Origin of the sequence: Streptomyces sp. NPDC048479 (assembly GCF_040651435.1) — a bacterium.
In the GTDB taxonomy this organism is placed as follows: Bacteria; Actinomycetota; Actinomycetes; order Streptomycetales; family Streptomycetaceae; genus Streptomyces.
In genome coordinates this window covers 128,789-150,009 of the sequence record NZ_JBEZKA010000009.1, presented here as the reverse complement: position 1 = coordinate 150,009, position 21,221 = coordinate 128,789, and the positions used below count along the sequence as shown (strand labels likewise).

Genomic DNA, 21,221 nt, shown 5'->3' with positions numbered 1-21,221 from the left:
GATGAGCCGTCGGATGACCCTGATCCTGGCCGTGACCTGCGCGGTGGCCGTGGGAAACATCTACTTCCCGCAGGCGATCATCCCGCTGATCGCCGCAGGACTGCATACGTCTCCCGATTCGGCCTCCCTGGCAGTGACCGCCACCCAGGTCGGTTACACGGCCGGGATGTTCCTGCTGGTGCCACTCGGTGACCGGCTCCCGCACCGCTCGTTCCTCGTCATCCTGCTCGCCCTGACCGGTCTGGGCCTGCTCGCCGCAAGTTGCGCCCCCACCCTGCCGCTCCTCGTCGCCGCCAGTGCCCTCATCGGGCTCGCCACCGTGGCCGCGCAGGTCGTCGGCCCGCTGGCTGCCGGACTGGTTGCCGCCGACCACCGTGGAGCGGTGATCGGCACCCTGCTGAGCGGGTCGATCGGCGGCATGCTGCTGGCCCGCGCCTTCAGCGGGGTACTCGGCGAATGGCTGGGATGGCGAGCCCCCTATCTGGTGGCTGCGGTCGTGGTCCTCCTGCTCGCGGTCATTCTGGCCCGGACGGTGCCAGTCACGACCCCGCCCTCGCGTCAGCCGTATCCAGCGCTCCTGGCCGATTCACTGCGCCTGCTGCGCACCGAGCCGGACCTGCGTCGCTCCTGCTTCTACCAGGCGACGGTCTTCGCCGGGTTCTCGGCCGTGTGGACCTGCCTGGCGCTCCACCTCACCAGTCCGGTCTACGGAATGGGCGCCCAGGCGGTAGGACTGCTCGCCCTGGTCGGCGGTGCAACCATGGTCTGCACTCCGCTCGCAGGACGCCTGGTGGACCGCCACGGCCCGGACCCGGTGAACCTCGTCTGCATGCTCGCGGTCCTCGTCTCAGCCGCGGTCCTGGCCGCGGGCGTCTGGGGCAACGTACCCGGGCTGACCGCTCTGGTCGTCGGCACGCTGCTGCTCGACATCGCCATGCAGTCCGGCATGGTCGCCAACCAGGCCCGGGTCTACGCCCTGCGCCCCGACAGCCGCAGCAGGCTCAACACCGCCTACATGACCTGCGCCTACCTGGGCGGCAGCGCAGGATCTTGGCTCGGGGTCCACGCCTACGGACAGGGCGGGTGGTGGGGCGTGTGCGCGCTCGTGGTGCTGCTCACCACACTCGGCCTGGCCCGCCACCTCGCGGCACTGTATGGCCGAAGGCCTGACTCAGCGAAGAACCCGTCACAGGCCCGTGTACAGAATCGGCCGATGTCCCCTCGTTGAGAGCTCTCGTCCCCACTGTCCGTCAACCGCCGCACTGCTTCAGCATCATCTGCTTGTCCGGGGCTGTCACCGACATCAGGTACTTGAGGGCCACCTGCGCGAAGCGAACCGCGTACGCGCACCTGATCTGCTTGTTCGGCGGCAGCCAGGTAGCGGGGCCGGAATCGCCCTTGGCCGAGTTGGCCCGTCCCTCGACCGGGATCAGATTGAGCACGTCGTTCGCCAACTGCTTGCGCTTGCTCTCCGGCCAGCGCGACGAGCCCATCTGCCAGCTGTACGACAACGGCACCACATGGTCTATCTGCACCTCGGATGCCTTCGCCTTGCGCCACTCGATGGTCGTCCCGGTGTACGGGTCGTGCAGCGTCATGGCGACGACCACACAGTCGGAGCCGGTTCGAAAGCGGAGGTTCTGACCATCACGATGAATGAGATCGTTTCGAGTGTCGCACCCGTTCCTCGCCAGCGGCACCCCGTCCGCCGAGTCCATCCAGGCGTAGCCGAAGCGGTCCCGGGCGTAACCGGTCTTCGGTCCCCGGCCCTTGGTGGACACCTTCCCGATCAGCCGACGGGCGGCGGCCCTGTCCTGCTCGGAGGTGAGAGGGGCCAGGCCGGGCTTCGTCCCCTCGGGGTTGGCGAGCGGGCTGGTGCCGGCGCCCGAGCCTCCGGCGGAGGGCGCGGCTGCGGAGTCCGAGGGCTTGGCGTCCCCGGTGAGCCCGCCTCCTTCGCAGCCTGCGAGCAGTGTCCCTGCGACGACAGCCGTCAGTCCGCCTGCGAGCACACGCGATATTCGAGCCCCGAGTCTTTTCACGCTCGCACCCTACTCAAGTCGTGCACGAGGCAAGGCAGTTCGGGAGCATTGTGGAGTGTATGTTCGCTATCCACCGCTATGAAACGGTCCGCGGCCGCGCTTCGACGCGCGGAAGGCGGAGGGGGCGCGTAGCGTCGAAAGCACCAAGTCTGCAATCCACCTGTCCGGAGGAGAGCAACAGCGATACGCACACAGAGATACACATCCGCACACCCACCGCCCACGGAGCCGAGCCGGCCACCGCGGGCGGTGTGCCGTTTCGGATCCCGTGCCGCGAGGAGCCCGTACCGCCAGGACCCCGTGCTGCCAGGACCCCGCACGGCAGCGGCCCCGCCCTGGCCCGCGGCCTCACACCTTGCCGATGCCGAGCGTGGTCACCCCGGGCAGCAGGCCCGTGCCCAGCACCTCGACCCAGAGCGGCCCGAGCAGCTCGACAAGGCGGTCGCGGTCCTCGTCCGCGAGAGCCGTCCAGGGCGCGGCGCCCCCGACCTGCGCGAACGAGGCGTGCACTACGTCCGTTTCGCGGTCGGGCACCCCGCGCACTTCCAGGTCATGTTCCAGCCGGACCTCTACCGCCCCGACGACCCGGAACTCCTGGCGGCCAAGGCCCGGGCCACGGAGGAACTCCGCTCGGGAGTCGCGGACCGAATCCCCGCCGAGGACGCCGGCCTGATGGGCATCGCCGCCTGGTCGATCGCCCACGGCTTCGCCACGCTGCTGCTGAGCCACAACCTGGACCGGCCGGTGGGCGACCGCGACGCCGAGGAGGTCTTCCGCGCCCTGACCGGCGTGACCTTCAAGGGGTCGGGCGCCGAGTGACCCCGCCTCGGCCAGTACCGGCGTCGAGGCCCCGTCACATGGGCGGGCGGCCCACCACCGGGACCGCCCGCGGGACTCGTGACCTCAGGACTTCGTCACCTTGCGCACCTGCGCGTCGACCATGCCGGCCGACACGACCGCCGGCCGGCCGTTGAGGTTCATCGCGCGAAAGATCGCCACCGTCGAACCGCTGCGCACCACGACGAAGGTGAACGCGGGTCGCTGCTTCACGCCCTCCATGACCTGGACCAGCTTGAAAGAGACGGACTCGTCGCCCTGCCCCCGGCCCGGCAGTGCGGCGACCTCCTGGTAGTGAAAGCTGTCGCCAGGAGCGAATGACCGGCCGGGACACGTACGAAGGCCCATCCGGATGTCCGCCATCGCCCTTTCGGCGTCGCCCGCCCGGTACGCGGCCAGGGCCAGAGTGGCCCCGTCCTCACCCGGCTTGGTGACGATCCGGATGAGGCGCGCCGTGGGCCGGTACCGGCTGACGAGCCCCAGGGTGTCCCCGACCGCCTGGCATTGGGCAGGGTCAGTGGGGAGCGACGGAGCCGTTGTGTGGGCCGTGAGCCAGTCCACGGTGTACCCCGGCAGATCCTCCTTCGCCACGGCGGCCTTCTCCAGCTGCTGCTGCGTGAGCACCGTGCCCTTCGCCGCGACCGCCGTTTTCCTGGCCGCGCGCTCCGTGCGAGCGCGCTCACCGCCCCCGTCACCGCACGCAGCCGTGAACAACAGGCCCGTCAGCCCCGCAATGGCCGCACCGGCCCGCAGTATTCGCGTCGTCATCGCCCCACCCCTCAGCCCCCTCGCACACGGCGAACATTCGCCGTGCGCGCCTCTCGGCGGCGAGATCCTACGGCTCAAAGGTCACCGTCACGAACCCAGAATCGTCGTGAGGAACTCGCCCGTCCACGCCAGCAGTTCGCGCCCCACCACCGGCTTGCCGCCGATCTTGCCCGCCGCCGGGCGGGGCACCAGGATCTGGTGGATCGCCGGCTTGATCACCGTACGCGGATACAGACGCTTCAGCCGCAGCTCCTGCGACTCCCTCAACTCCACCGGCGCGAAGCGGATGTTCGAGCCCTGGAGCACGATCTCGCCGACCCCGCACGCCCGGGCCAGCATCCGCAGGCCCGCCACCAGGAGCAGGTTCTCGACCGGTTCCGGGAGCTTGCCGTAGCGGTCGGTGAGTTCGTCACGGACCGCCTTGATGTCCTCCTCGGTGTTCGCCGAGGCGATCGCGCGGTACGCCTGGAGGCGCAGCCGCTCGCCCGGTGCGTAGTCGTGCGGGACATGCGCGTCGACCGGGAGCTCGATCCTGACCTCGAGCGGGGGCTCCTCCTCCACGCCACCGTCGACCGCGGCGCGGTAGTCCGCCACCGCCTCGCCCACCATGCGGATGTACAGGTCGAAGCCGACGCCCGCGATATGGCCGGACTGCTCGCCGCCCAGCAGATTGCCCGCGCCGCGGATCTCCAGGTCCTTCATCGCGACATACATTCCCGCACCCATCTCGGTGTGCTGGGCGATCGTCGCAAGGCGCTCGTGGGCGGTCTCGGTGAGCGGCTTCTCCGGCGGGTAGAGGAAGTAGGCATAACCGCGCTCGCGGCCCCGGCCCACACGGCCGCGCAGCTGATGCAGCTGCGAGAGACCGAAGTTGTCGCCGCGCTCGACGATCAGAGTGTTCGCGTTGGAGATGTCGATACCGGACTCGACGATCGTCGTGGAGACAAGCACGTCGAACTTCTTCTCCCAGAAGTCCACCACGACCTGCTCGAGCGCCGATTCGGGCATCTGGCCGTGGGCGGTCGCGATACGGGCCTCGGGCACGATGTCACGCAGCCGGGCCGCCGCCCGGTCGATCGACTCCACGCGGTTGTGGATGTAGAAGACCTGGCCCTCGCGCAGCAGTTCACGGCGGATGGCCGCGCCGAGCTGCTTCTCCTCATAAGGCCCCACGAAGGTGAGCACAGGGTGGCGCTCCTCCGGCGGGGTGGTGATCGTCGACATCTCGCGGATGCCGGTGACCGCCATCTCCAACGTACGGGGGATCGGTGTCGCGGACATCGTCAGTACGTCGACGTTGGCGCGCAGCTTCTTCAGCTGCTCCTTGTGCTCGACGCCGAAGCGCTGCTCCTCGTCGACGATGACCAGTCCCAAGTCCTTGAACTTGGTCTCGGACGAGAACAGCCGGTGCGTGCCGATGACGATGTCGACCGTGCCGTCCCGCAGGCCCTCCAGCGCCGCCTTCGCCTCCGCATCCGACTGGAAACGGCTCAACGCCCGTACATTCACCGGGAATTGGGAGTAGCGCTCGGAGAACGTGCCGAAGTGCTGCTGCACCAGCAGTGTCGTCGGCACCAGGACCGCGACCTGCTTGCCGTCCTGCACCGCCTTGAAGGCCGCCCGTACCGCGATCTCCGTCTTTCCGTAACCGACGTCGCCGCAGATCAGCCGGTCCATCGGGACCGTCTTCTCCATGTCCTCCTTGACCTCGGCGATCGTGGAGAGCTGGTCGGGCGTCTCCACATACACGAAGGCGTCCTCCAGCTCCCGCTGCCACGGGGTGTCCGGACCGAAGGCGTGGCCGGGCGCCGCCATCCGCGCCGAGTAGAGCTTGATCAGGTCGGCGGCGATCTCCTTGACCGCCTTCTTGGCGCGCGCCTTGGTCTTCGTCCAGTCCGCGCCGCCGAGCCGGTGCAGGGTCGGGGCCTCGCCACCGACGTACTTGGTGACCTGCTCCAGCTGGTCGGTGGGAATGTAGAGCCGGTCGCCGGGCTGGCCGCGCTTGGCCGGGGCGTACTCGACGAGCAGATACTCGCGGGTCGCGTTCTGCACGGTCCGCTGCACCATCTCGATATAGCGGCCCACGCCGTGTTGCTCGTGAACGATGTAGTCGCCCGCCTCCAGAGTGAGCGGGTCGATCGTCTTGCGACGGCGGGTGGGCATCCGCTGGCCGTCCTTGCCGGCCGCCTTCTGGCCCGACAGGTCGGTCTCCGTCAGCACGGCGAGCTTGAGGCCCGGGTCGATGAAGCCGTAGTCGATCGAGCCGCACGACACATGGACGACGGACGGGGTGATCTCTCGGAGGTCGGCGTCGAGGCGGGCCGCGATGCCTTCGCCGCTCAGCACCTCGACGGTACGGGAGGCGGGGCCGTGCGCCTCCGTCACGTACGCCGTGCGCCAGCCGTCCGCCAGCCAGCCCTTGGTGTCGGCGAGCGCCCGCGCGGTGTCGCCGCGGTACGTCTCCGGGGCGTGCATCCCCAGCTTGAGGGTCTCGTCCGACAGCTCTTCGTCGGCCGCGAACGGCGAGACCGACCACCACATCATCCCGAGCTCGCGAGCCCGGTCCCGTACATCCGCGAGCGCCCACAGCGAGGCCGCGCCGACATCGATCGGGGCCTCGCCACCGCCGGCCGTCGCCGCCCAGGAGGCCTGCAGGAACTCCTGGCTCGTCGCCACCAGGTCCGCGGCCCGCGTCCGTACCCGCTCCGGGTCGCAGACCACGGCCATCGAGCCCTTGGGCAGGACATCGAGCAGCAGCTCCATCTCGTCGACGAGGACCGGTGCGAGGGACTCCATGCCCTCGACCGCGATGCCCTCGGCGATCTTGCCGAGCAGCTCACCCAGCTCCGGGTGTTGTTCGGCGAGGGCCGCGGCCCTTTCCCGTACGTCGTCGGTGAGCAGCAGCTCGCGGCAGGGCGGCGCCCACAGCCCGTGCTCCGCGACCTCGAGCGAACGCTGGTCCGCGATCTTGAAGTACCGGATCTCCTCGACGTCGTCGCCCCAGAACTCCACCCGAAGGGGGTGTTCCTCGGTCGGCGGAAAGACGTCCAGGATGCCGCCGCGGACCGCGAACTCGCCGCGCTTCTCGACCAGTTCGACCCGGGAGTACGCGGCGGCGACGAGCGCCTCCGTGACCTCGCCGAGGTCGGCGGACTGCCCGGTGCGCAGAGCCACCGGTTCCAGGTCACCGAGCCCCTTGACCTGCGGCTGCAGTACGGAGCGGATGGGCGCGACCACGACTGACACCGGTCCGGTGGCCGGGTCGTCCTGCGTCGGGTGGGCCAGCCTGCGCAACACCGCGAGCCTGCGGCCCACGGTGTCGGAGCGGGGCGAGAGCCGCTCGTGCGGCAGGGTCTCCCAGGAGGGATATTCGGCGATGCCCTCCTCGGGCAGCAGCGAGCGCAGCGCGGCCGCCAGGTCCTCGGCCTCCCGCCCGGTCGCCGTGACGGCCAGCACCGGCCGCCCGGCCTCCCGGGCGAGCGCGGCCACCGCGAAGGGGCGCGCGGCGGGCGGGCCGACCAGGTCGACGTGCATACGGTGACCGTCCGCGGCAGCCTTCACCGCTTCGGCGAGCGCCGGGTCACGTACGACGGCATCGAGCAGACCGTGCAGGCTCATGAAGGGCTTCCATCCGGGGAGTGGGCAACGCGAACCGCCCGACACGTCGAACGGGCCGGGGTCCTTCCAGCCTACGGCTGCCGACTGACAGCCGCGTTCCGGAATCGTCGCGGCGCGGACTGCGGCGCGGACTGCGGCGCGGACTGCGGCCCGGACTGCGGCGCGGACTGCGGCCCGGACTGCGGCCCGGACTGCGGCCCGGACTGCGGCCCGGACTCCGGCGCGGACTGCGGCCCGGACTGCGGCCCGGACTGCGGCCCGGACTGCGGCCCGGACTGCGGCGCGGACTGCGGCCCGCCGACGTACGGCCGCGGCCGCGTCTCTTGGCTGATGTCCTTGCCAGGACGGGCGCGGTGGAGGTGCTGCCGCTCACCGGGTTTCCCGGGGCTACCGCGCCCGCCTGGAGCGGACGCCGGACCCGAGACCCGGATCAGGACCGTCGCCCGGCGGCTCGCGCACAAAAAAGACCCGGCCCCGGGTGCGCTTGGAGGAGCGCACCCGGGGCCGGTCCCCTATCTCAACCGCGCCGAATGACTAAGGGCGGAGTTCCCCGAACGTCCTCACTGCCTGGTAGTACTTCTTGGCAACGTTGCGGCACGCCGCACGCTGTGCAGTCGTGTAAGGACCCCACTGGCTATTGCACACCTTGGTCATGTCGCTCAGGAACGCCTGGTCGATACGCAGCTTGTTCGCGGCGCTGAATACACTCAGCTTCTTGTGGTTGCGGTAGCCGAAGTCGTGGCGATGACACGCTGAATAGAAATGGAATCCGAGCGGGCTGTCCGACACCTTGGAGCAGCCGTCGGTCGACCAGTCGAAGCGGTAGTAGTTCGAGCCTTGCTGGTTGAGGGCGAGGTAGTCGAACCACTGGTTCTGGGAGGCCTGATCGTTGCCGGTCAGGGCGCGAAGCTTGTTGAGTCGCACCTGATGGCCGACCATCGGGGCGACTTCCCCGGCCTGCGAGACGGAAGACCCGGTCTTGGTCGTCACATCCACGGGATCCGCGGCGGCAGGAGTCACCGACGCAAAACCGACGACGCCGGCCAGTGCGATGCCACTAAAGGCAGCCTGAACCTTATTCATCTGTAAACCTTTCCCCGAATTCATGCGTTGTCGGCGAGCTGGTCAGTGCCGCCGACTCCGAGAAGAAAATTAGCGCAGCTGAATCGATCAGTGAAGGGATTTCCAGGAAACCGCCGGGGAACGGACAGCGCACCCTCAAAGGAACCTCAAATTCCACAACCGAGGCAGAGTAAATCCTTACTCGAATTCATGGGCAATCCTGACATTCACGAACGAAAAGTCACGCAAAATTACGCACGCCTCCGGGCCCACACCGACATGTGAACCACATCACATGCCCCTCAACTCCCAAGCGCGCGTGGGCAGTCGACACGCAGCGAGTGACCCCCGGGAGCACGGAGGTGCTCACCGGAACCGGTCGTCATCGGCCGGGTGGACGCACCCCGGTGAGCCTGCACCCTCCCCTTGCGTGAGGCTCAGGTGAGAAGGTGTCCGGGGAAATAGGTGCAAGGGGAAAGGATCTAAGGGTGGGCGCCACCGGCGGCAGTACGGGCAGTACCGGCGGGCCGGGCAGTACCGGCAGCGCCGACAGCGAGATATCCGGGGCGGCGACGGAGGCCTCAGCCACCCCGCGCGGCCGCGGCCCGGTCGTCGCCGCGCTGATGCTCGGCATGGCGCTCGCCGCGCTCGACGGCACCATTGTCTCCACCGCCGTACCGCAGATCGTCGGCGACCTCGGCGGCTTCTCGGTCTTCTCCTGGCTCTTCTCCGGCTATCTGCTCGCCGTGACGGTGACCCTGCCGGTGTACGGGAAGCTCTCCGACACCTTCGGCCGCAAGCCCGTCCTGATCGCCGGCATCATCCTCTTCCTCCTCGGCTCGATACTGTGCGCCGCAGCGTGGAGCATGGCCGCGCTCATCGCCTTCCGGGTTGTGCAGGGACTGGGCGGCGGGGCTCTGCAGGGCACGGTGCAGACCATCGCCGCCGACCTCTACCCGCTCAAGGAACGCCCCAAGATCCAGGCGAAGTTGTCGACGGTGTGGGCGAGCGCGGCGGTGGCCGGGCCTGCGATCGGCGGCCTGCTGGCCTCGTACGCGGACTGGCGCTGGATCTTCCTGATCAACCTGCCCGTCGGCGCGGTCGCCCTCTGGCTGGTCGGCCGCCATCTGCGCGAACCGTCCCGTACGCGACCGGCCGCCCGCCCGCGGATCGACTGGCCCGGCGCCCTGGCCATCTTCGCCGCCGGAACCCTCATGCTCACCGCACTCGTCCAGGGCGGTATCGCCTGGCCCTGGCTCTCCGCGCCGTCACTCGCACTGCTCGGCGCAAGCGCGGTCCTCGTCGCGGTCGTCGTTGTCATCGAACGGCGGGCCGCAGAGCCGATCATCCCCGGCTGGGTCTGGCGGCGCCGCACCATCGCCGCGGTGAACCTCGCCCTGGGAGCGCTGGGGCTCCTCATGGTCGCCCCCACGGTCTTTCTCCCCACCTACGCGCAATCCGTCCTCGGTCTCGGTCCGATCGCGGCGGGCTTCGTGCTCTCGGTGATGACGCTGAGCTGGCCGGTCAGCGCGGCGCTGTCGAACAGGGTCTACAACCGGATCGGCTTCCGGCAGACAGCGATCATCGGCATCTCCCTCGCCGGCTTGATCCTTGCCGCCTTCCCCCTCCTCCCCTACCCGGGCGATCCCTGGCAGCCGGCCCTGATCATGCTGCTGCTCGGCGCGGCGCTCGGCCTCTTCCAGCTCCCGCTGATCGTCGGCGTCCAGTCGACAGTGGGCTGGTCGGAACGCGGCACCACCACGGCCTCCGTCCTCTTCTGCCGCCAGGTCGGCCAGAGCATGGGCGCCGCGCTGTTCGGCGCCGTCGCCAACACGGTCCTCGCCGCCCGCCTGGGCGGCACGGGCGACCTGGACTCGGTCGCGCACGCACTGGCCGATCCGTCCTCGCTGACGGCGGAGGCGTTGGACCACCTTCGGCGGGCGGTGGACGCGGCGGTGGACTACGTGTACGTGGGGGCTGCCGCGGCGGCCGGCGTCGCCCTGCTGGTCCTGGTGTTCGTCGCCCCGCGCCGCTTCCCGGTCCTCGCCGACAAGCCGGAGGAGTAAGTCTCAGGCCGCGATCGGGTCCGCCGGGCGGCAGTCGCGGCAGCGGTCGTCCGGATCCTGGGACCGGAAGGCGCGCTCGCAGCCGTCGCAGGTACGGAGCGGAAGGACGGCCTTGGGGACAGGACCCGGCGGGAGCGGGGGCGGCAGGAGCGTGGTGAGGCGGTGCCCCAGGAAGCGCGCCGGATGGTGGATGGGGACGGCCGGGAGGTTCGCCGTGAGGGTGCGGATGATCTGGGCGGGCGTTGCGTCGCGGCCGAGCCAGTCGTCCACGGCGGGTGCGAGGCGGTGCACGTCGCGCAGGGAGAGGAGCAGACGCGGGTCGATGCCCCGCAGCCCCGCGAGAAGCTCGACGGCGGGGCCGGACACCTCGGGTACGGGCGGATCGGGCGGCCGGGGAGCGGAAGCAGGCACCTCCGATACGAGGACTGCGGGGGCTACCGGCGCGCAGCCCGGCTTCTCGTACGACAACGTCCGCGTGGCGATGCGTCCGCCACCGAGGGCGACCCGGCGGCGCTCCAAGTACCCGGCTTCCTCAAGCTCGTTGAGCGCCCTACGGATGGTCGTCTCACCCTCGGGAAAGCGCAGGGTCAGCGCCTTGGCGGTGACGGACGCGCCATCGGGCAGCGACTGGATATGGACGGCGAGCCCGATCGCGGTCGCGGACAGCGACGCGTGCTGGGCCAGGTGGTTGCCGACCACCGTGAACCGATCGGTGTGGCGGTGGCGTACGTGGAGGACTCCGGCACGCGGGGCGTCCTCGGGGAGCGCGGGCAGGGCCGCGTTAGACTGCGGATCAGCCATCGGAAGCTTCTTCTTCCTTGATGGTCAGGCCTCCGGTATGGACTGCGAATCCTGCCGGGGGCCGACGTCTGTGTGAGGTTGTTGCGGCCGACCGTACCTCACCCCTCCGATATCCGGACACCTCGTCACCCGATCGTGTAGCGAGTGGAGTTGGGGGGTGGGTTAATTGGTTCTTTCTCCCGTTCCTTTAAGGAAGAGCGCGCCCAACCGGGACGCGCCCGGCCGCGCCCCGGCGGCTACCTGCGCGAACACGCCCGCGCGGGCGCGGAGTTGATTAGCCGCAGTGCCCGGCGCTCTTCACCTCGGCGACGAAAGCGGCCCAGGCACCGACCGGGAAGACCAGAACCGGGCCGCGAGGGTTCTTGCTGTCGCGGACGGGGGCGAGGCCGGGGAATCCCTCGGCCACCTCCACGCAGTCGCCACCGGACGGATTGCTGCGACTGCTCTTGCGCCAAACGGCGTTGGTCAGGTCGGGTCGGGCGGCAAGCATGGATACCTGTCCTCCATCACCTTGCGGATGAAATCCGCAGACACATCCGGGGGCAGTGCGTTGGCCTGCAAGAGATCGTAAGCGACGGCGTATCGCTCGACCTCTCCGGGCGCCTCCACCAATGTCCCGGAGTTGATGCCTTCCAAGTAGACCACCTGGCTCCCGCCGGAGAGCGTGAGGAGAGTCACTGAGCCGCCCATGGCGGGGTGCTCACCCCGGTCGTACGGCAGGACCTGCACCGTGATGCGCGGGCGCTCAGTCATGGCGAGCACATGCTCAAGTTGGTCCCGCATGACCTGGCGACCACCTACGAGCCGATGCACGACCGCTTCATCGAGAACAACCCATAGCCATGGAGGAGTTGCGCCGTCGAGGATCGTCTGGCGCTGCATGCGAGCCGTCAGCTTCTCCTCCAGATCTGGAGCAACCCCGTAGCTGTAGACCTGCCCGACTTCGAGCATGGCGCGGGCATACGACTCGGTCTGGAGCAGACCGGGCACGCTGTGCGCCAGGTACTTGTGCATGGCGGTCGCATTGGACTCGTAGCTCACAAACTTCCGCACCCAGTCCGGGAACGGCGTCCGCTTGATATGTCCCCACAGGTCGGTCAGGTCACAGTCCGCACCCAGAAGCGCGTCCAGCTTCCTGTCGATGTCCTCGGGCGGCGTTTCGTTGCCCAGCTCGAACTGGGCAATCCTGCTGTGCGCGATGGGGACCTTGCCCCCCAGCTCCCGCTGCGTCCACCCGGCGCGGACACGGAGCTTGCGCAGCTTCGTGCCGTACAGCGCGGCCAAAGACGCCGACGGATCAAGCTCCTTTGGTGCAGGCATCGCCGCCCCCCGTTTTCGCTCGCGCGCCCCGAAAACCGTTACCCCTAGTGATCGTAGCTCTACGCGCCGATGCTCAACAGTGGAAGGTGTGAGCAACCACGGAAGGCACCGCAGACATGGGAACGGCTGAACGCAGAGCGGCGGTTGAACGGATCAAGGACGCCGAGGCGGCACGGGACGAACTGCGCGACACACTCGCTGCGGTCGGCGTCGTGCTGCCCTCGCTCGGACTGGACGACGCATCCCTCGCCCGCGACGTACCGCGGCCGCTCGTGGACCTCGGTCGCTGCAACCCGAGGGTCGCCCGTCAACTGGCCGCAATCCTCAAGGGATCCGCGCCATGAGCGACGAACGCGAGCCAAATGAGCCGCCGACGCAGGACGACCGGGAGGCCGCACGCCGCGAAGAGTTGCTCGCCAAGGTGCGGGAAGCCAACAAGCAGAGCGCCGCCCGCCCCCGGTAGGACGAGAGGAACTTGAGTCATGCAGATCGTCAGCGTCACCGCCGACGGGGTACGCAGAGGCGACGTGATCGCCGTGGGCGGCATCCCGCACACCGTCTGCGACGTACGAGAGGTGAGCGGGCGGCGTAAGCGACTGGAGTTCGCGGACGGCAACGCGTACGTCCTCGGCGCACGGGTCGAGATCCGCGTGACCCGTGCGCGCAACGGCGGCGCCCGCCGGGTCCCGCCGGCGGGATAGTCAGCGCTCGTCACCGGCAGCTCAGCCCCGCTGCTCACCCGGGCAGCCGGGGCGGCCGTGCTCCCGCAGGAAGCGCGGCCGGCGCACTGCCCGGCCGGCACAGGCGCCTCCGTCAGCCGAGCCAGAGCGCGCTGCCCCCGAGCACCATCACCAGGCCGGCGACGGCCATGAACGCCCCCAACAGCCGCTGGTACCAGGCCTGAGCCCACATCGTGGGCGACCTGTCCAGCTGCCCCAGCTGCGCCCCGCCCAGCAGGTAGCGCTGCCTGATGTTCTCGGCCCGCCGTGTAGCGATCCCCCGCACATTGAACGCCCAGCTCGCACCGCACCACACCGCGACCAGGCCGCCCAGCACCATGACGGCGATGAACAGCGGCGACGGCGCATGGACCCCGGCAGCCTGAGCGGGGCCGAATCCAGCGTTCTCCGCCAGCGTCTCAAGTTTCACTTTTACTACACCTTTCCAAGAGACTCGGCGTCATCCCAGACAGCGCGCAAGTCCCTACTGCGAATAATAATCGACGCATCGGTCAACGCGGTTTCATGCACGCAACCGTGGCCATCCGGAAGGATCTCGTCCAGCAGCACCGTATCTGCCTGCATCCAGTCAATTGATCCTTCGTACTCTATCGAGAAGTGCGACACTCCCGAGTACCGGATCCGAAGGCCCGAATCATGCTTCCATTGATTGGGCGCGAACTCGAGAGTCAGGACTCCGTTCTTATCCGTCGGTACGTGGACCCCGGCCAGCTCCAGGTCTTTCACACACCGACTGCTGCGCATGCTGTAGTGCCCAGGATCGAAAGCAAACTCCCGAGCGTCGACAGGCAACGCTTCCCGAATTTTCGGGAGTTCCGCCAAGTAAGGGCTCGGGTCCAGGCTGAACCCGAGCGGATCTGGGTCCCAATGGGCTTTCACAAATTTCATACGGTCAGACTCGTGAAGCTCACGACGGGGCCATCAACCGTGTCGGTCGCCTGAACGTCAAAGCTTCGCCGAGGAAACGATCGTTCAAGGCAGTTACGCCAGGATGTGGCGATCTCTCGAGCCAACTCGAAGGCGCGGCGTTGGGATTCATCATCGTCGATTTCGATGTACTGCCACAGCCTGAATTGATTCAGGGTCGCCTCGATGGAACTAACGTCACCCTTCAACTCTTCTCGCCAGATTCGGAAATTGTCGGGGTCATACACCCGGTCCCACAGAACACAGCCCTCAACTTCCACAAACTGCGGAAAGAACACATGCGATACGGCAACCCATTCGGCCAGCCCCATATTCTGAGACAAGTAGTCCAGGTAGTCGGGGGCAGCGTCGATTGATTCCGTCCATGCCCTGATTTGTGGATCTTCCAAGGGGTCCATTCAGCATCCCTCACTGCGGCAATTCGTCGGGCGTGGCAGGTCGCACGCCACGAAGAGCTGCCCCCCAAGGTGCGTGAAGCCAACAAGCAGACGTTGCCCTCCCGGCTGTCGGCCTTCCTCAGCCCAGATGCCGGAGCGCGCCGCCCAGCTGGTAGCGCTGCCGGATATTCTCGGCCCGCCGTGTAGCGATCCCCCGCACATTGAACGCCCAGCTCGCACCGCACCACTCCGCGACCAGGCCGCCCAGCGCCATGACGGCGATGAACAGCGGCGACGGCGCATGGGCCCCGGCGGCAAGAATAAGTCCCTCAGTCACAACCAATCCTCTTCTCAAAACACATCAAGCCCGTTCCCGTCGCGCGCCGCGCGCAGGCCGCCTCCTCACGGTCGACCCTTCACGGGATCAAACGGCATTTCCGTTGCGGTAATCACTCGTGTCCGACTACTTCAGGACAGAACGATTGACCAAATAGACCCCTCACCCAGACCTGCTTGTGACGGATCTTCAGCTACATAAACCGAGGATCGCGCATTAACCTCGCGATATTGGTCGAACCCTCCAATGGAGGAATCGGCGACCTGTTCAAGCGAGCCTCCTCGGGATTGCAGCAGCGCACAGAAATTGTCAAACCGCACCCGCTCGGAGAATTTCCCATAGGCGCTCTCAAGCGGGGCCGGGACCAGCCCTTCGAGCGCTCGACCCAAGCGATGGATCTGCAGTGACACCGTCACCGATTCCCAGACCCCCTCTCGCCTGATGAAAGCGACCTCCACGAGCCCGTAGTCCCGGCGCATCCGCGACTTTCGCACATCGTCCAGGAAATCCGCCCCAAGCACTTCCTCCCAAGCCGGAGGCCCAGCACCAAGGGGGACGCCGTGCACCTCGTTCCGCGTCACCGCGTCCACATAGAAGTCGATGTCCGACATCAGCCCGCCTCTGATTTGTTCATCTTCTCAAGGGCCGGGGCCTTGATCAGGAAGTGAATTTCAGCCGCCCTATTCTCGGCCATACCGAATTCACCCTTGTTCATACTGTCACGTGCGGATGTACCCTTTTCTATTATGTCATCCCTGAGGGATTTATTCGAATGGATCTCATCCAGAACTCTCTGAACGTCTCGCGCACTGGCAGTGCCATTCTTCAGTCTGATCGGTTCAGCTCCGATCCCTCCCTTGCCGTCGGGGAAGATGCGGACCTCATGAGCGTCAATGTGAATGTGCGCACCCTTTGTACCCCAATCCTGATACGCGACCGAGGCGTGGATTTTGCAGGGCGCCAAGCCGAGTTGGTCAGACCAGACGAGGGGATTTCGGACGTAGCCGGCCGGGTTGGGAGCTGGCTCCAGGCCCAGCGGGTCCGGGCTCACATACCGGGCGGTCTCCGGATCGTAGTAGCGGAAGTAGTTGTAGTTCAGGCCCGATTCCGCGTCGGCGTACTGTCCCGGGAAGCGGAGAGGACAGTCCACGGACGCCGGGTCCGCCGGGGCGGGGAGAGCCGTGCCCCAGAGGGTCGTGCGGCGCTGCCAGGCCAATTCGCCGTCCGGCGTGACCAGTTCGGCGGGCGTGCCGACGGCGTCCGTGATCACGGCGTGGAAGCGCGTGCCGTAGTCGGCCGACGTGTCCTCGGCCAGCTTGGAGAGGAGGGATCCGCCCGGCTCCCGGACCAGTGGCTTGTGGTCGGTCTGGGTGAGGGGGCGATGGGTGCCCGGGGCGTAGTCCCAGGTGGTGACCCTGCCGTCGGAGGCCTTCTGCTCTGCCAGGCGGGTGTCGTCCCAGCTGAAGTCCGTGCGCTCGGCGGTCGAGCCGTCGTCCGCCAGGCGCAGCTTGGATATTCGGCGTCCGAGCGGGTCGTACGTGTACCGCCAGCGCTCGCCGCCCGGGGTCGCGGCTTCGAGCAGGCGGTCCTCCGCGTTCCAGGCGTACGTCCACGTCCGCTGCTGCCCGTTGAGGAGCTTGCGGGTCTTACGGATCAGGCGCTGCGTGTCGTGCTCGTACGAGGTGCGGCCGGCGCGGCGGATGAGGGTGCCCTCGAATTCACGGTCGCCCGGGGCGTCGTGCGCCGGGGCCGTGGCGTGGGCGAGGTTGCCCGCCACGTCGTAGGCGTACGTCTCCGTCCAGCCGTGAGCCCGTACGCCCGTGACCCTCCCCATGCGATCGAGGTCGAACCGGCGGGTGCCGGAGGTCAGTTCGCGGATCTCGGTGAGGTAGCCGTCCTCGCGGTAGGCGTAGGCGCGGTGCTGGAGGAGCCGGTCCGCGTCCTCCGAGCGCGCCGTCAGGGACTGGGTGGCAAGGCGGTCGGTCGCATCCCAGGTCTGGCTGAGGGTGACGTCTTCACCAAGGCGGCGTTCCGTCTCGCGGCCCGCGGCGTCGTACGTGAAGGACAGCGAACCGGCGTCGGAGCGGAGCTCGGTGGGGCGGCCCGCCGGGTCGTAGGTCCACTCCGAGGTGAGCCCGGACGGGGTGACCCGCCGGGTCCGGCGGCCCAGGACGTCGTACGCGTAGGTGGTCGTACGGCCGTCGACGGTTTCGGTGAGCGTACGGCCGAGCGCGTCCCGCTCGATGGCGATCTCGGCGTCCGCGCCCACCGCGCGGGCCAGATGGCCCGTCGGGCCGTATGCGTACGTGGTGATGTCACCGGCATCGGTCCGCTGCTCCGTCACGCGGGCGAGCACGTCCCGACTGAAGCGCAGCGTCTCGCCCGCGCCGTTCGTACGCGTCACGAGGCCGCCCGCCGCGTCGTGCGTGTACGCGAGCGTCCGGCCGTTGAAGTCGGTCTCCGCGACCAGACGGCCCGCCTCGTCGTAGGCGTACGACCAGGTCAGGCCCTGCGGGTTGGTGACCCCGGTCAGCCGCATCTCGGTGTCGTACGCGAAGCCGTACGTCGTACCGTCCGGATCCGTCCGCGTGGCAGGGACGTCGAAGTGGGTGGCGGTGTGGCGGGTGACATTGCCCGCCGGGTCGGTGTGGGAGAGCAGGTTGCCCTCTCCGTCCCAGGTCCAGGACTCCCGGGTGCCGTCCGCGTACTGGCGCCACTCCGGCTTGCCTTCGGTCGTCCAGCCCATGCGGGTGACATGACCCAGCGGGTCGGTCACCTCCATGACCCGGCCGAAGGTGTCCCGGCGCACCGCCGTCACATGCCCGAGCTCGTCGGTCACGGCGATGGGCAGGCCGGCCGCGTTCGAAGCGATGGTGCGCGTATGACCGAGGGCGTCGGTGATCGCGGACAATCGACCCAACTCGTCGTAGCTGCACCGTGTTTCGGCGCCGACGGGGTCGACCGTGGTCAGCAGATTGCCGAGTTCGTCGTATGTGTGGCGCCAGGTCGCACCGCCGGGCTCGACTACCTCCGTGGGGCGGCCGAGCGTGTTGTACGTGGCTCGGGCAAGGGACTCGTCCGGCAGGGTGAGCGCGGTGAGGTTGCCGGCCTCGTCGTAGCCGTAGCGCGTCGTACGGCCCAGCGGATCCGTGACCGAGAGCGGCCTGTCGCCCCGCTCGTGCCACTCGGTGCGCGTCGTGTGGCCGAGCGGGTTGGTCTCCTCGACGACCTGGCCCTCGGAGTTGTACCGGTGCCTGGACCGCCGCCCAAGAGAGTCGGTGTACGTGGTCGTGCGCGACTCGTCGTCGTAGGCGAGGGCCCCGGAGAGAAAGCCGTCGCTGCCCTCGGTGCGCTCGACGCGGCCGCGGGCGTCGTAGAAGTACGCGAACGAGGTGCCGTTGCGGTCCGTCCAGGAGGCGACCCGGCCTTCCGCGTCATACGTGAAACGCAGGGGCTCGCCACTGGAGTTGATGACTTCGGTGAGGTTGCCGGCCTCGTCGTAGCCGTAGCGCATCACGACCGTACCGCCGCCGTTGTGCTGTGTCGGCTCGTACCGTGACGGGGTCTCGTCGAGCAGGCGCAGGGCGGTGATGCGTGGGCCCTGCGTGTCGACGGCGAGGTAGTAGCCGCCGGAGTGGCGCAGCGCGGTGGGGATGCCGTCAGCAGTGCGTTCGACATCGATGCGGGCGCCGTTGCGGTCGTGCCAGCTGTCCACAGGGAGATGGACAGTTCCGAGCGTGTCCGAGGGAACGGGACTGCTGAAGCTTCGTACGACCCCGGAGACCGGGTCGGTGATCGTCATGACGCCGTCGGGCTTGCCGTCCCACTCCAGCGGCCACAGGGCGCCCTTCACCGGGAGAACGGGTTCACTCACCTGCGGCACCGGATAGACGAGGCGCATACCGTCCGCGGCGGCGAACACCACGCCCTCGGCGTCGAGTTGGATGCACTCGTCGAGAGTGGAGACCCAGGTGGGGCCGAAGGACATTCCCGCCCGGTACGTGGACAGGTGGGTGCGCTCAAAGGCCAGCGGGAGGCTCGCCGGCAGCGTGAGGTCGGTCTGCGTCATCAGCATGGCGCCGGTCGCCACGTCGATCGGCTCTCCGACGCACGGCGTCTTCTTGGCCGGGCGGGCCGCAGGCCCCAGTTCAACGAGGTCGGGGCGCAGAGTCGGCGGTCGCAGCATCAGAGGCGTTTCGTTCAGCTTCCCGAACAGGCTCCCCTCGGCTCCGGCCTTCGCCAAACCGCTCGCCCCGCCGAACGCCCCGCCGAAGATCATGCCGTCCTTCGCCGCGGCATTGATCTCGTCCAGGCTGAAGCCCTTCTGCAGCCCGGTGGCTATCTTCATTGGCTGGGCTACGGCCAGGTCGATGGCCACCGACTCCACGCCGCCGAAGGCCGCGGCGACCACGGCGCCCGCGGCGAATTCGGCGACCGTGGTCGTGACGGCGACTCCCAGCGTGCCGGCGAGTTCGAGGATGGCTTCGGCTGCTATCGCCGAAGCCCCCGCCGATATGCCCGCCGTGAACCAGGCGAGCCCGAGGCCTGCCACGATGATGGTGGCGTCGATGGTGAGCTCTGTCTGAAGCTTGTTGATGGCGTCATCGACGGCGCCGGCGAGCTTGTCCAGCATCTCCGCCATCTTGCGGGCCGCCTTCGCCATGTCACTGAGCCAGCCCGCGTCCTTCCCCTTGGCGTAGCGCTCCCAGAACACCTCGAACGCGTCGATCGCCTCACCTTTGTTGTTGTGGATGAGGGATGCGGCCGCGTTGTTGACCGGGGTACGTACGTCGTCGACGGCACCGGCGAAGGCCCGCCAGGCATCGGCGGCCTTGCGCAGGGTGCCGGAATCGGCGTCGGGCCACCACATGCCGAGCTTGAGCAGGATCTCCTTGGCCTCGTCCTCGACGCTCACTTGGCACCCTCGCCGTCGATCTTCGCCTTCGCCTTGGTGAACATCCCGGCGATCAACTGCTCGTTGTCGACATGCCCGTCCGCCATGTCCGACATCGCCTCATGAATGCTGGTCAGTCCGAGGACGAGGATGCCGGCGGCCCGCTCGATGGCCTTCTGCTGGGGGTGGTAGGCGTCGTAGAACTTCTTGCCCGGCTCATCGTCTCCCCAGGGGGCACCAAGCCCGTCCAGGGTGGTGACCAGCGTCGTCAAGGCCGTGCTGAGGTTCTTCGCCTGCTCGTGGAAGACCGGCGCCGTCAACTTGATGTCGGCCGTGTTGATTTCCAGGACCTTGCCGTCGCCTTTGCCATCGCCCATGCGAAGCACCCCCGTTGTCTTCACGCATTGCGAATCCCGACCCGAGAAGAGCGTGATCAAGATTTGCCCATGTGATGACCATGTCAGAGTAAATGGATGACACAAAGTGCGCGAACACACGTGCGGCGCAGGGCCTTTCAGCCCTCCGCCGCCGCGCGGCCCGTCAGCGTCGCCAGGCTGTTGCGGATGTGCGCCATATGCGCGTCCATCTCCTCGCGGGACCTGTCGTGCTCGCGCAGCACCCGCTCCGTCTCGCGCGCGATCCGCTCCTCGCGGGCCCTGGCCTCGGCGATCAGCGCGGCGGCCCGTGCCTCCGCGTCCTCCTGACCGGGGCGCGTGTTCTCCTCCGCCTCGGCGAGGGTGCGCTCGGCCTCGGCAAGCCCGGCCTGGGCGTACGTGGCGAGCTCGGCGTGGCGTGCTTCCAACTCGGCCTCGTGGTGCGCGAGTTCGCGCTCCATCGCCTCCCAGCGCCCGGCCTGCTCCTGCTCCAGGCCGGCCAGCATGCCTTCGCAGCGGCGGCGCATCTCCTTCCAGGCGGCCACGGCCTCGCCAAGCCGCTCCTTCACCTCGAGGCGGGCCTCGATACGCGCCTCGTCGGCCGCGGTCTGCGCGGCGAGCGAGATCCGCTGAACGCGCGCCTCGGTGTCCGCCCGGAGTTCGTCGGCGTACGCACAGGCCTCCTCATACAGCCTGCGACCGCCCGCGTCGGCGGCGTCCCACACGGCCTGGGCCTCGTCCCGCGCCGTGGCCAGCAATGCCTCGGCCTCCTCCACGGTCAACGCCAGCAGGTACTGGGCGCGACTACCGAGACTCTCGTACGTCTGCTGGGTGAGCGCCGAGACGACCTCGCGCAGGCTGACGGCCTTCGCCTCCATCTCCCTGGCGAGGACGGTGAGACGCGCCGCACGTTCCCAGGCGTCGTCGCGGTCCTGGGACAGAGCGGTGACGCAGGCGTCGGTCTCCTTCACGGGGTAGCCACGGCCCCGTACGGCGACGAAGCCGTGAGGTGACACCGGTGCAGCACTCATCCTTCAAGCCTCTCCGACACACAACGCAAT

General features: G+C 68.3%; 21 protein-coding genes and 1 pseudogene. 6 read left to right on the top strand and 16 right to left on the bottom strand.

Annotated features, from left to right (window positions below; translation table 11 throughout):
* The first annotated feature begins 13 nt into the window (after nucleotides 1-13).
* A complete protein-coding gene (locus AB0D12_RS16715) occupies nucleotides 14-1,228 on the top strand; it encodes an MFS transporter (protein WP_362682479.1) in 1,215 nt (404 codons plus the stop codon).
* A 22-nt stretch (nucleotides 1,229-1,250) separates the two neighbouring features.
* On the opposite strand, the gene AB0D12_RS16710 is transcribed toward AB0D12_RS16715, so the two are convergent.
* Nucleotides 1,251-2,039 carry an HNH endonuclease family protein gene (locus AB0D12_RS16710; RefSeq protein ID WP_362682476.1) on the bottom strand — a complete coding sequence of 263 codons (789 nt, stop codon included), beginning with the start codon at nucleotides 2,037-2,039 and terminating at the stop codon, nucleotides 1,251-1,253.
* Nucleotides 2,040-2,387: 348 nt separating this feature from the next.
* Complete coding sequence (locus tag AB0D12_RS16705) at nucleotides 2,388-2,573, bottom strand: hypothetical protein (RefSeq protein WP_362682790.1); 186 nt, start codon at nucleotides 2,571-2,573, stop codon at nucleotides 2,388-2,390.
* Between AB0D12_RS16705 and AB0D12_RS16700 the strand changes: the two are divergent.
* Nucleotides 2,520-2,858, top strand: a pseudogene (locus AB0D12_RS16700) (TetR-like C-terminal domain-containing protein); the annotation flags it as partial. The gene AB0D12_RS16705 and the pseudogene AB0D12_RS16700 overlap by 54 nt on opposite strands.
* 84 nt (nucleotides 2,859-2,942) lie before the next feature.
* Here AB0D12_RS16700 and AB0D12_RS16695 read toward each other — a convergent pair.
* From AB0D12_RS16695 to AB0D12_RS16685, 3 genes are all read right to left on the bottom strand, one after another.
* A complete protein-coding gene (locus tag AB0D12_RS16695; RefSeq protein ID WP_362682473.1) occupies nucleotides 2,943-3,644 on the bottom strand; it encodes a hypothetical protein in 702 nt (233 codons plus the stop codon).
* Between the two features lie 87 nt (nucleotides 3,645-3,731).
* The gene (gene mfd / locus AB0D12_RS16690) at nucleotides 3,732-7,262 is read right to left on the bottom strand and encodes a transcription-repair coupling factor (RefSeq protein WP_362682470.1); all 3,531 of its coding nucleotides are present in this window, start codon (nucleotides 7,260-7,262) and stop codon (nucleotides 3,732-3,734) included.
* A 534-nt stretch (nucleotides 7,263-7,796) separates the two neighbouring features.
* Entirely contained in the window at nucleotides 7,797-8,345 is a 549-nt protein-coding gene (locus AB0D12_RS16685) for a phospholipase (protein ID WP_362682468.1), read from the bottom strand.
* A 536-nt stretch (nucleotides 8,346-8,881) separates the two neighbouring features.
* Here AB0D12_RS16685 and AB0D12_RS16680 point away from each other — a divergent pair.
* Nucleotides 8,882-10,390 carry an MFS transporter gene (locus AB0D12_RS16680; protein WP_362682757.1) on the top strand — a complete coding sequence of 503 codons (1,509 nt, stop codon included), beginning with the start codon at nucleotides 8,882-8,884 and terminating at the stop codon, nucleotides 10,388-10,390.
* A gap of 3 nt (nucleotides 10,391-10,393) precedes the next feature.
* Here AB0D12_RS16680 and AB0D12_RS16675 read toward each other — a convergent pair whose 3' ends face one another.
* The 3 genes from AB0D12_RS16675 to AB0D12_RS16665 all read right to left on the bottom strand — a co-directional run bounded on the left by AB0D12_RS16675 (nucleotide 10,394) and on the right by AB0D12_RS16665 (nucleotide 12,511).
* Nucleotides 10,394-11,191: a helix-turn-helix domain-containing protein gene (locus AB0D12_RS16675; RefSeq protein WP_362682465.1), complete on the bottom strand. Its 798-nt coding sequence runs from the start codon at nucleotides 11,189-11,191 to the stop codon at nucleotides 10,394-10,396.
* Nucleotides 11,192-11,465: 274 nt separating this feature from the next.
* The gene (locus AB0D12_RS16670) at nucleotides 11,466-11,681 is read right to left on the bottom strand and encodes a DUF397 domain-containing protein (protein ID WP_362682462.1); all 216 of its coding nucleotides are present in this window, start codon (nucleotides 11,679-11,681) and stop codon (nucleotides 11,466-11,468) included.
* On the bottom strand, nucleotides 11,657-12,511 hold the full coding sequence (locus tag AB0D12_RS16665; protein ID WP_362682455.1) for a helix-turn-helix transcriptional regulator: 855 nt from the start codon (nucleotides 12,509-12,511) through the stop codon (nucleotides 11,657-11,659). The genes AB0D12_RS16670 and AB0D12_RS16665 overlap by 25 nt, the downstream gene beginning before the upstream one ends.
* Nucleotides 12,512-12,627: 116 nt before the next feature.
* Between AB0D12_RS16665 and AB0D12_RS16660 the strand changes: the two genes are divergently transcribed.
* The 3 genes from AB0D12_RS16660 to AB0D12_RS16650 are packed head-to-tail and all read left to right on the top strand — an operon-like array spanning nucleotide 12,628 to nucleotide 13,212.
* Entirely contained in the window at nucleotides 12,628-12,855 is a 228-nt protein-coding gene (locus AB0D12_RS16660) for a hypothetical protein (protein ID WP_362682452.1), read from the top strand.
* Nucleotides 12,852-12,974 carry a hypothetical protein gene (locus AB0D12_RS16655; protein WP_362682450.1) on the top strand — a complete coding sequence of 41 codons (123 nt, stop codon included), beginning with the start codon at nucleotides 12,852-12,854 and terminating at the stop codon, nucleotides 12,972-12,974. Before AB0D12_RS16660 ends, AB0D12_RS16655 begins: the two co-directional genes overlap by 4 nt.
* Nucleotides 12,975-12,993: 19 nt before the next feature.
* Nucleotides 12,994-13,212: a hypothetical protein gene (locus tag AB0D12_RS16650; RefSeq protein WP_362682447.1), complete on the top strand. Its 219-nt coding sequence runs from the start codon at nucleotides 12,994-12,996 to the stop codon at nucleotides 13,210-13,212.
* Between the two features lie 112 nt (nucleotides 13,213-13,324).
* On the opposite strand, the gene AB0D12_RS16645 is transcribed toward AB0D12_RS16650, so the two are convergent.
* From AB0D12_RS16645 to AB0D12_RS16610, 8 genes are all read right to left on the bottom strand, one after another.
* Nucleotides 13,325-13,660: a hypothetical protein gene (locus tag AB0D12_RS16645; protein ID WP_362682444.1), complete on the bottom strand. Its 336-nt coding sequence runs from the start codon at nucleotides 13,658-13,660 to the stop codon at nucleotides 13,325-13,327.
* A 5-nt stretch (nucleotides 13,661-13,665) separates the two neighbouring features.
* A complete protein-coding gene (locus AB0D12_RS16640; protein WP_362682441.1) occupies nucleotides 13,666-14,139 on the bottom strand; it encodes a hypothetical protein in 474 nt (157 codons plus the stop codon).
* On the bottom strand, nucleotides 14,136-14,576 hold the full coding sequence (locus AB0D12_RS16635; RefSeq protein WP_362682438.1) for a hypothetical protein: 441 nt from the start codon (nucleotides 14,574-14,576) through the stop codon (nucleotides 14,136-14,138). The genes AB0D12_RS16640 and AB0D12_RS16635 overlap by 4 nt, the downstream gene beginning before the upstream one ends.
* A gap of 118 nt (nucleotides 14,577-14,694) precedes the next feature.
* Nucleotides 14,695-14,892, bottom strand: a complete 198-nt coding sequence (locus AB0D12_RS16630) for a hypothetical protein (RefSeq protein ID WP_362682435.1) — start codon at nucleotides 14,890-14,892, stop codon at nucleotides 14,695-14,697.
* 131 nt (nucleotides 14,893-15,023) lie between these two features.
* On the bottom strand, nucleotides 15,024-15,503 hold the full coding sequence (locus AB0D12_RS16625; RefSeq protein WP_362682432.1) for a hypothetical protein: 480 nt from the start codon (nucleotides 15,501-15,503) through the stop codon (nucleotides 15,024-15,026).
* Nucleotides 15,503-19,807: a DUF6531 domain-containing protein gene (locus tag AB0D12_RS16620; protein ID WP_362682429.1), complete on the bottom strand. Its 4,305-nt coding sequence runs from the start codon at nucleotides 19,805-19,807 to the stop codon at nucleotides 15,503-15,505. Before AB0D12_RS16620 ends, AB0D12_RS16625 begins: the two co-directional genes overlap by 1 nt.
* The gene (locus AB0D12_RS16615; RefSeq protein WP_327324071.1) at nucleotides 19,804-20,163 is read right to left on the bottom strand and encodes a hypothetical protein; all 360 of its coding nucleotides are present in this window, start codon (nucleotides 20,161-20,163) and stop codon (nucleotides 19,804-19,806) included. Before AB0D12_RS16615 ends, AB0D12_RS16620 begins: the two co-directional genes overlap by 4 nt.
* Nucleotides 20,164-20,300: 137 nt before the next feature.
* Nucleotides 20,301-21,191, bottom strand: a complete 891-nt coding sequence (locus tag AB0D12_RS16610; protein ID WP_362682426.1) for a cellulose-binding protein — start codon at nucleotides 21,189-21,191, stop codon at nucleotides 20,301-20,303.
* Nucleotides 21,192-21,221: the final 30 nt, after the last annotated feature.

Bases quoted from the DNA above. Each gene is read 5' to 3' on its own strand.
- AB0D12_RS16685 (WP_362682468.1), bottom strand. From the start codon at position 8,345: ATGAATAAGGTTCAGGCTGCCTTTAGTGGCATCGCACTGGCCGGCGTC.
- AB0D12_RS16650 (WP_362682447.1), top strand. From the start codon at position 12,994: ATGCAGATCGTCAGCGTCACCGCCGACGGGGTACGCAGAGGCGACGTG.
- AB0D12_RS16660 (WP_362682452.1), top strand. From the start codon at position 12,628: ATGGGAACGGCTGAACGCAGAGCGGCGGTTGAACGGATCAAGGACGCC.
- AB0D12_RS16640 (WP_362682441.1), bottom strand. From the start codon at position 14,139: ATGAAATTTGTGAAAGCCCATTGGGACCCAGATCCGCTCGGGTTCAGC.
- AB0D12_RS16610 (WP_362682426.1), bottom strand. From the start codon at position 21,191: ATGAGTGCTGCACCGGTGTCACCTCACGGCTTCGTCGCCGTACGGGGC.
- AB0D12_RS16675 (WP_362682465.1), bottom strand. From the start codon at position 11,191: ATGGCTGATCCGCAGTCTAACGCGGCCCTGCCCGCGCTCCCCGAGGAC.
- AB0D12_RS16665 (WP_362682455.1), bottom strand. From the start codon at position 12,511: ATGCCTGCACCAAAGGAGCTTGATCCGTCGGCGTCTTTGGCCGCGCTG.
- AB0D12_RS16670 (WP_362682462.1), bottom strand. From the start codon at position 11,681: ATGCTTGCCGCCCGACCCGACCTGACCAACGCCGTTTGGCGCAAGAGC.
- AB0D12_RS16655 (WP_362682450.1), top strand. From the start codon at position 12,852: ATGAGCGACGAACGCGAGCCAAATGAGCCGCCGACGCAGGACGACCGG.
- AB0D12_RS16635 (WP_362682438.1), bottom strand. From the start codon at position 14,576: ATGGACCCCTTGGAAGATCCACAAATCAGGGCATGGACGGAATCAATC.
- mfd (WP_362682470.1), bottom strand. From the start codon at position 7,262: ATGAGCCTGCACGGTCTGCTCGATGCCGTCGTACGTGACCCGGCGCTC.
- AB0D12_RS16615 (WP_327324071.1), bottom strand. From the start codon at position 20,163: ATGGGCGATGGCAAAGGCGACGGCAAGGTCCTGGAAATCAACACGGCC.
- AB0D12_RS16715 (WP_362682479.1), top strand. From the start codon at position 14: ATGACCCTGATCCTGGCCGTGACCTGCGCGGTGGCCGTGGGAAACATC.
- AB0D12_RS16625 (WP_362682432.1), bottom strand. From the start codon at position 15,503: ATGTCGGACATCGACTTCTATGTGGACGCGGTGACGCGGAACGAGGTG.
- AB0D12_RS16695 (WP_362682473.1), bottom strand. From the start codon at position 3,644: ATGACGACGCGAATACTGCGGGCCGGTGCGGCCATTGCGGGGCTGACG.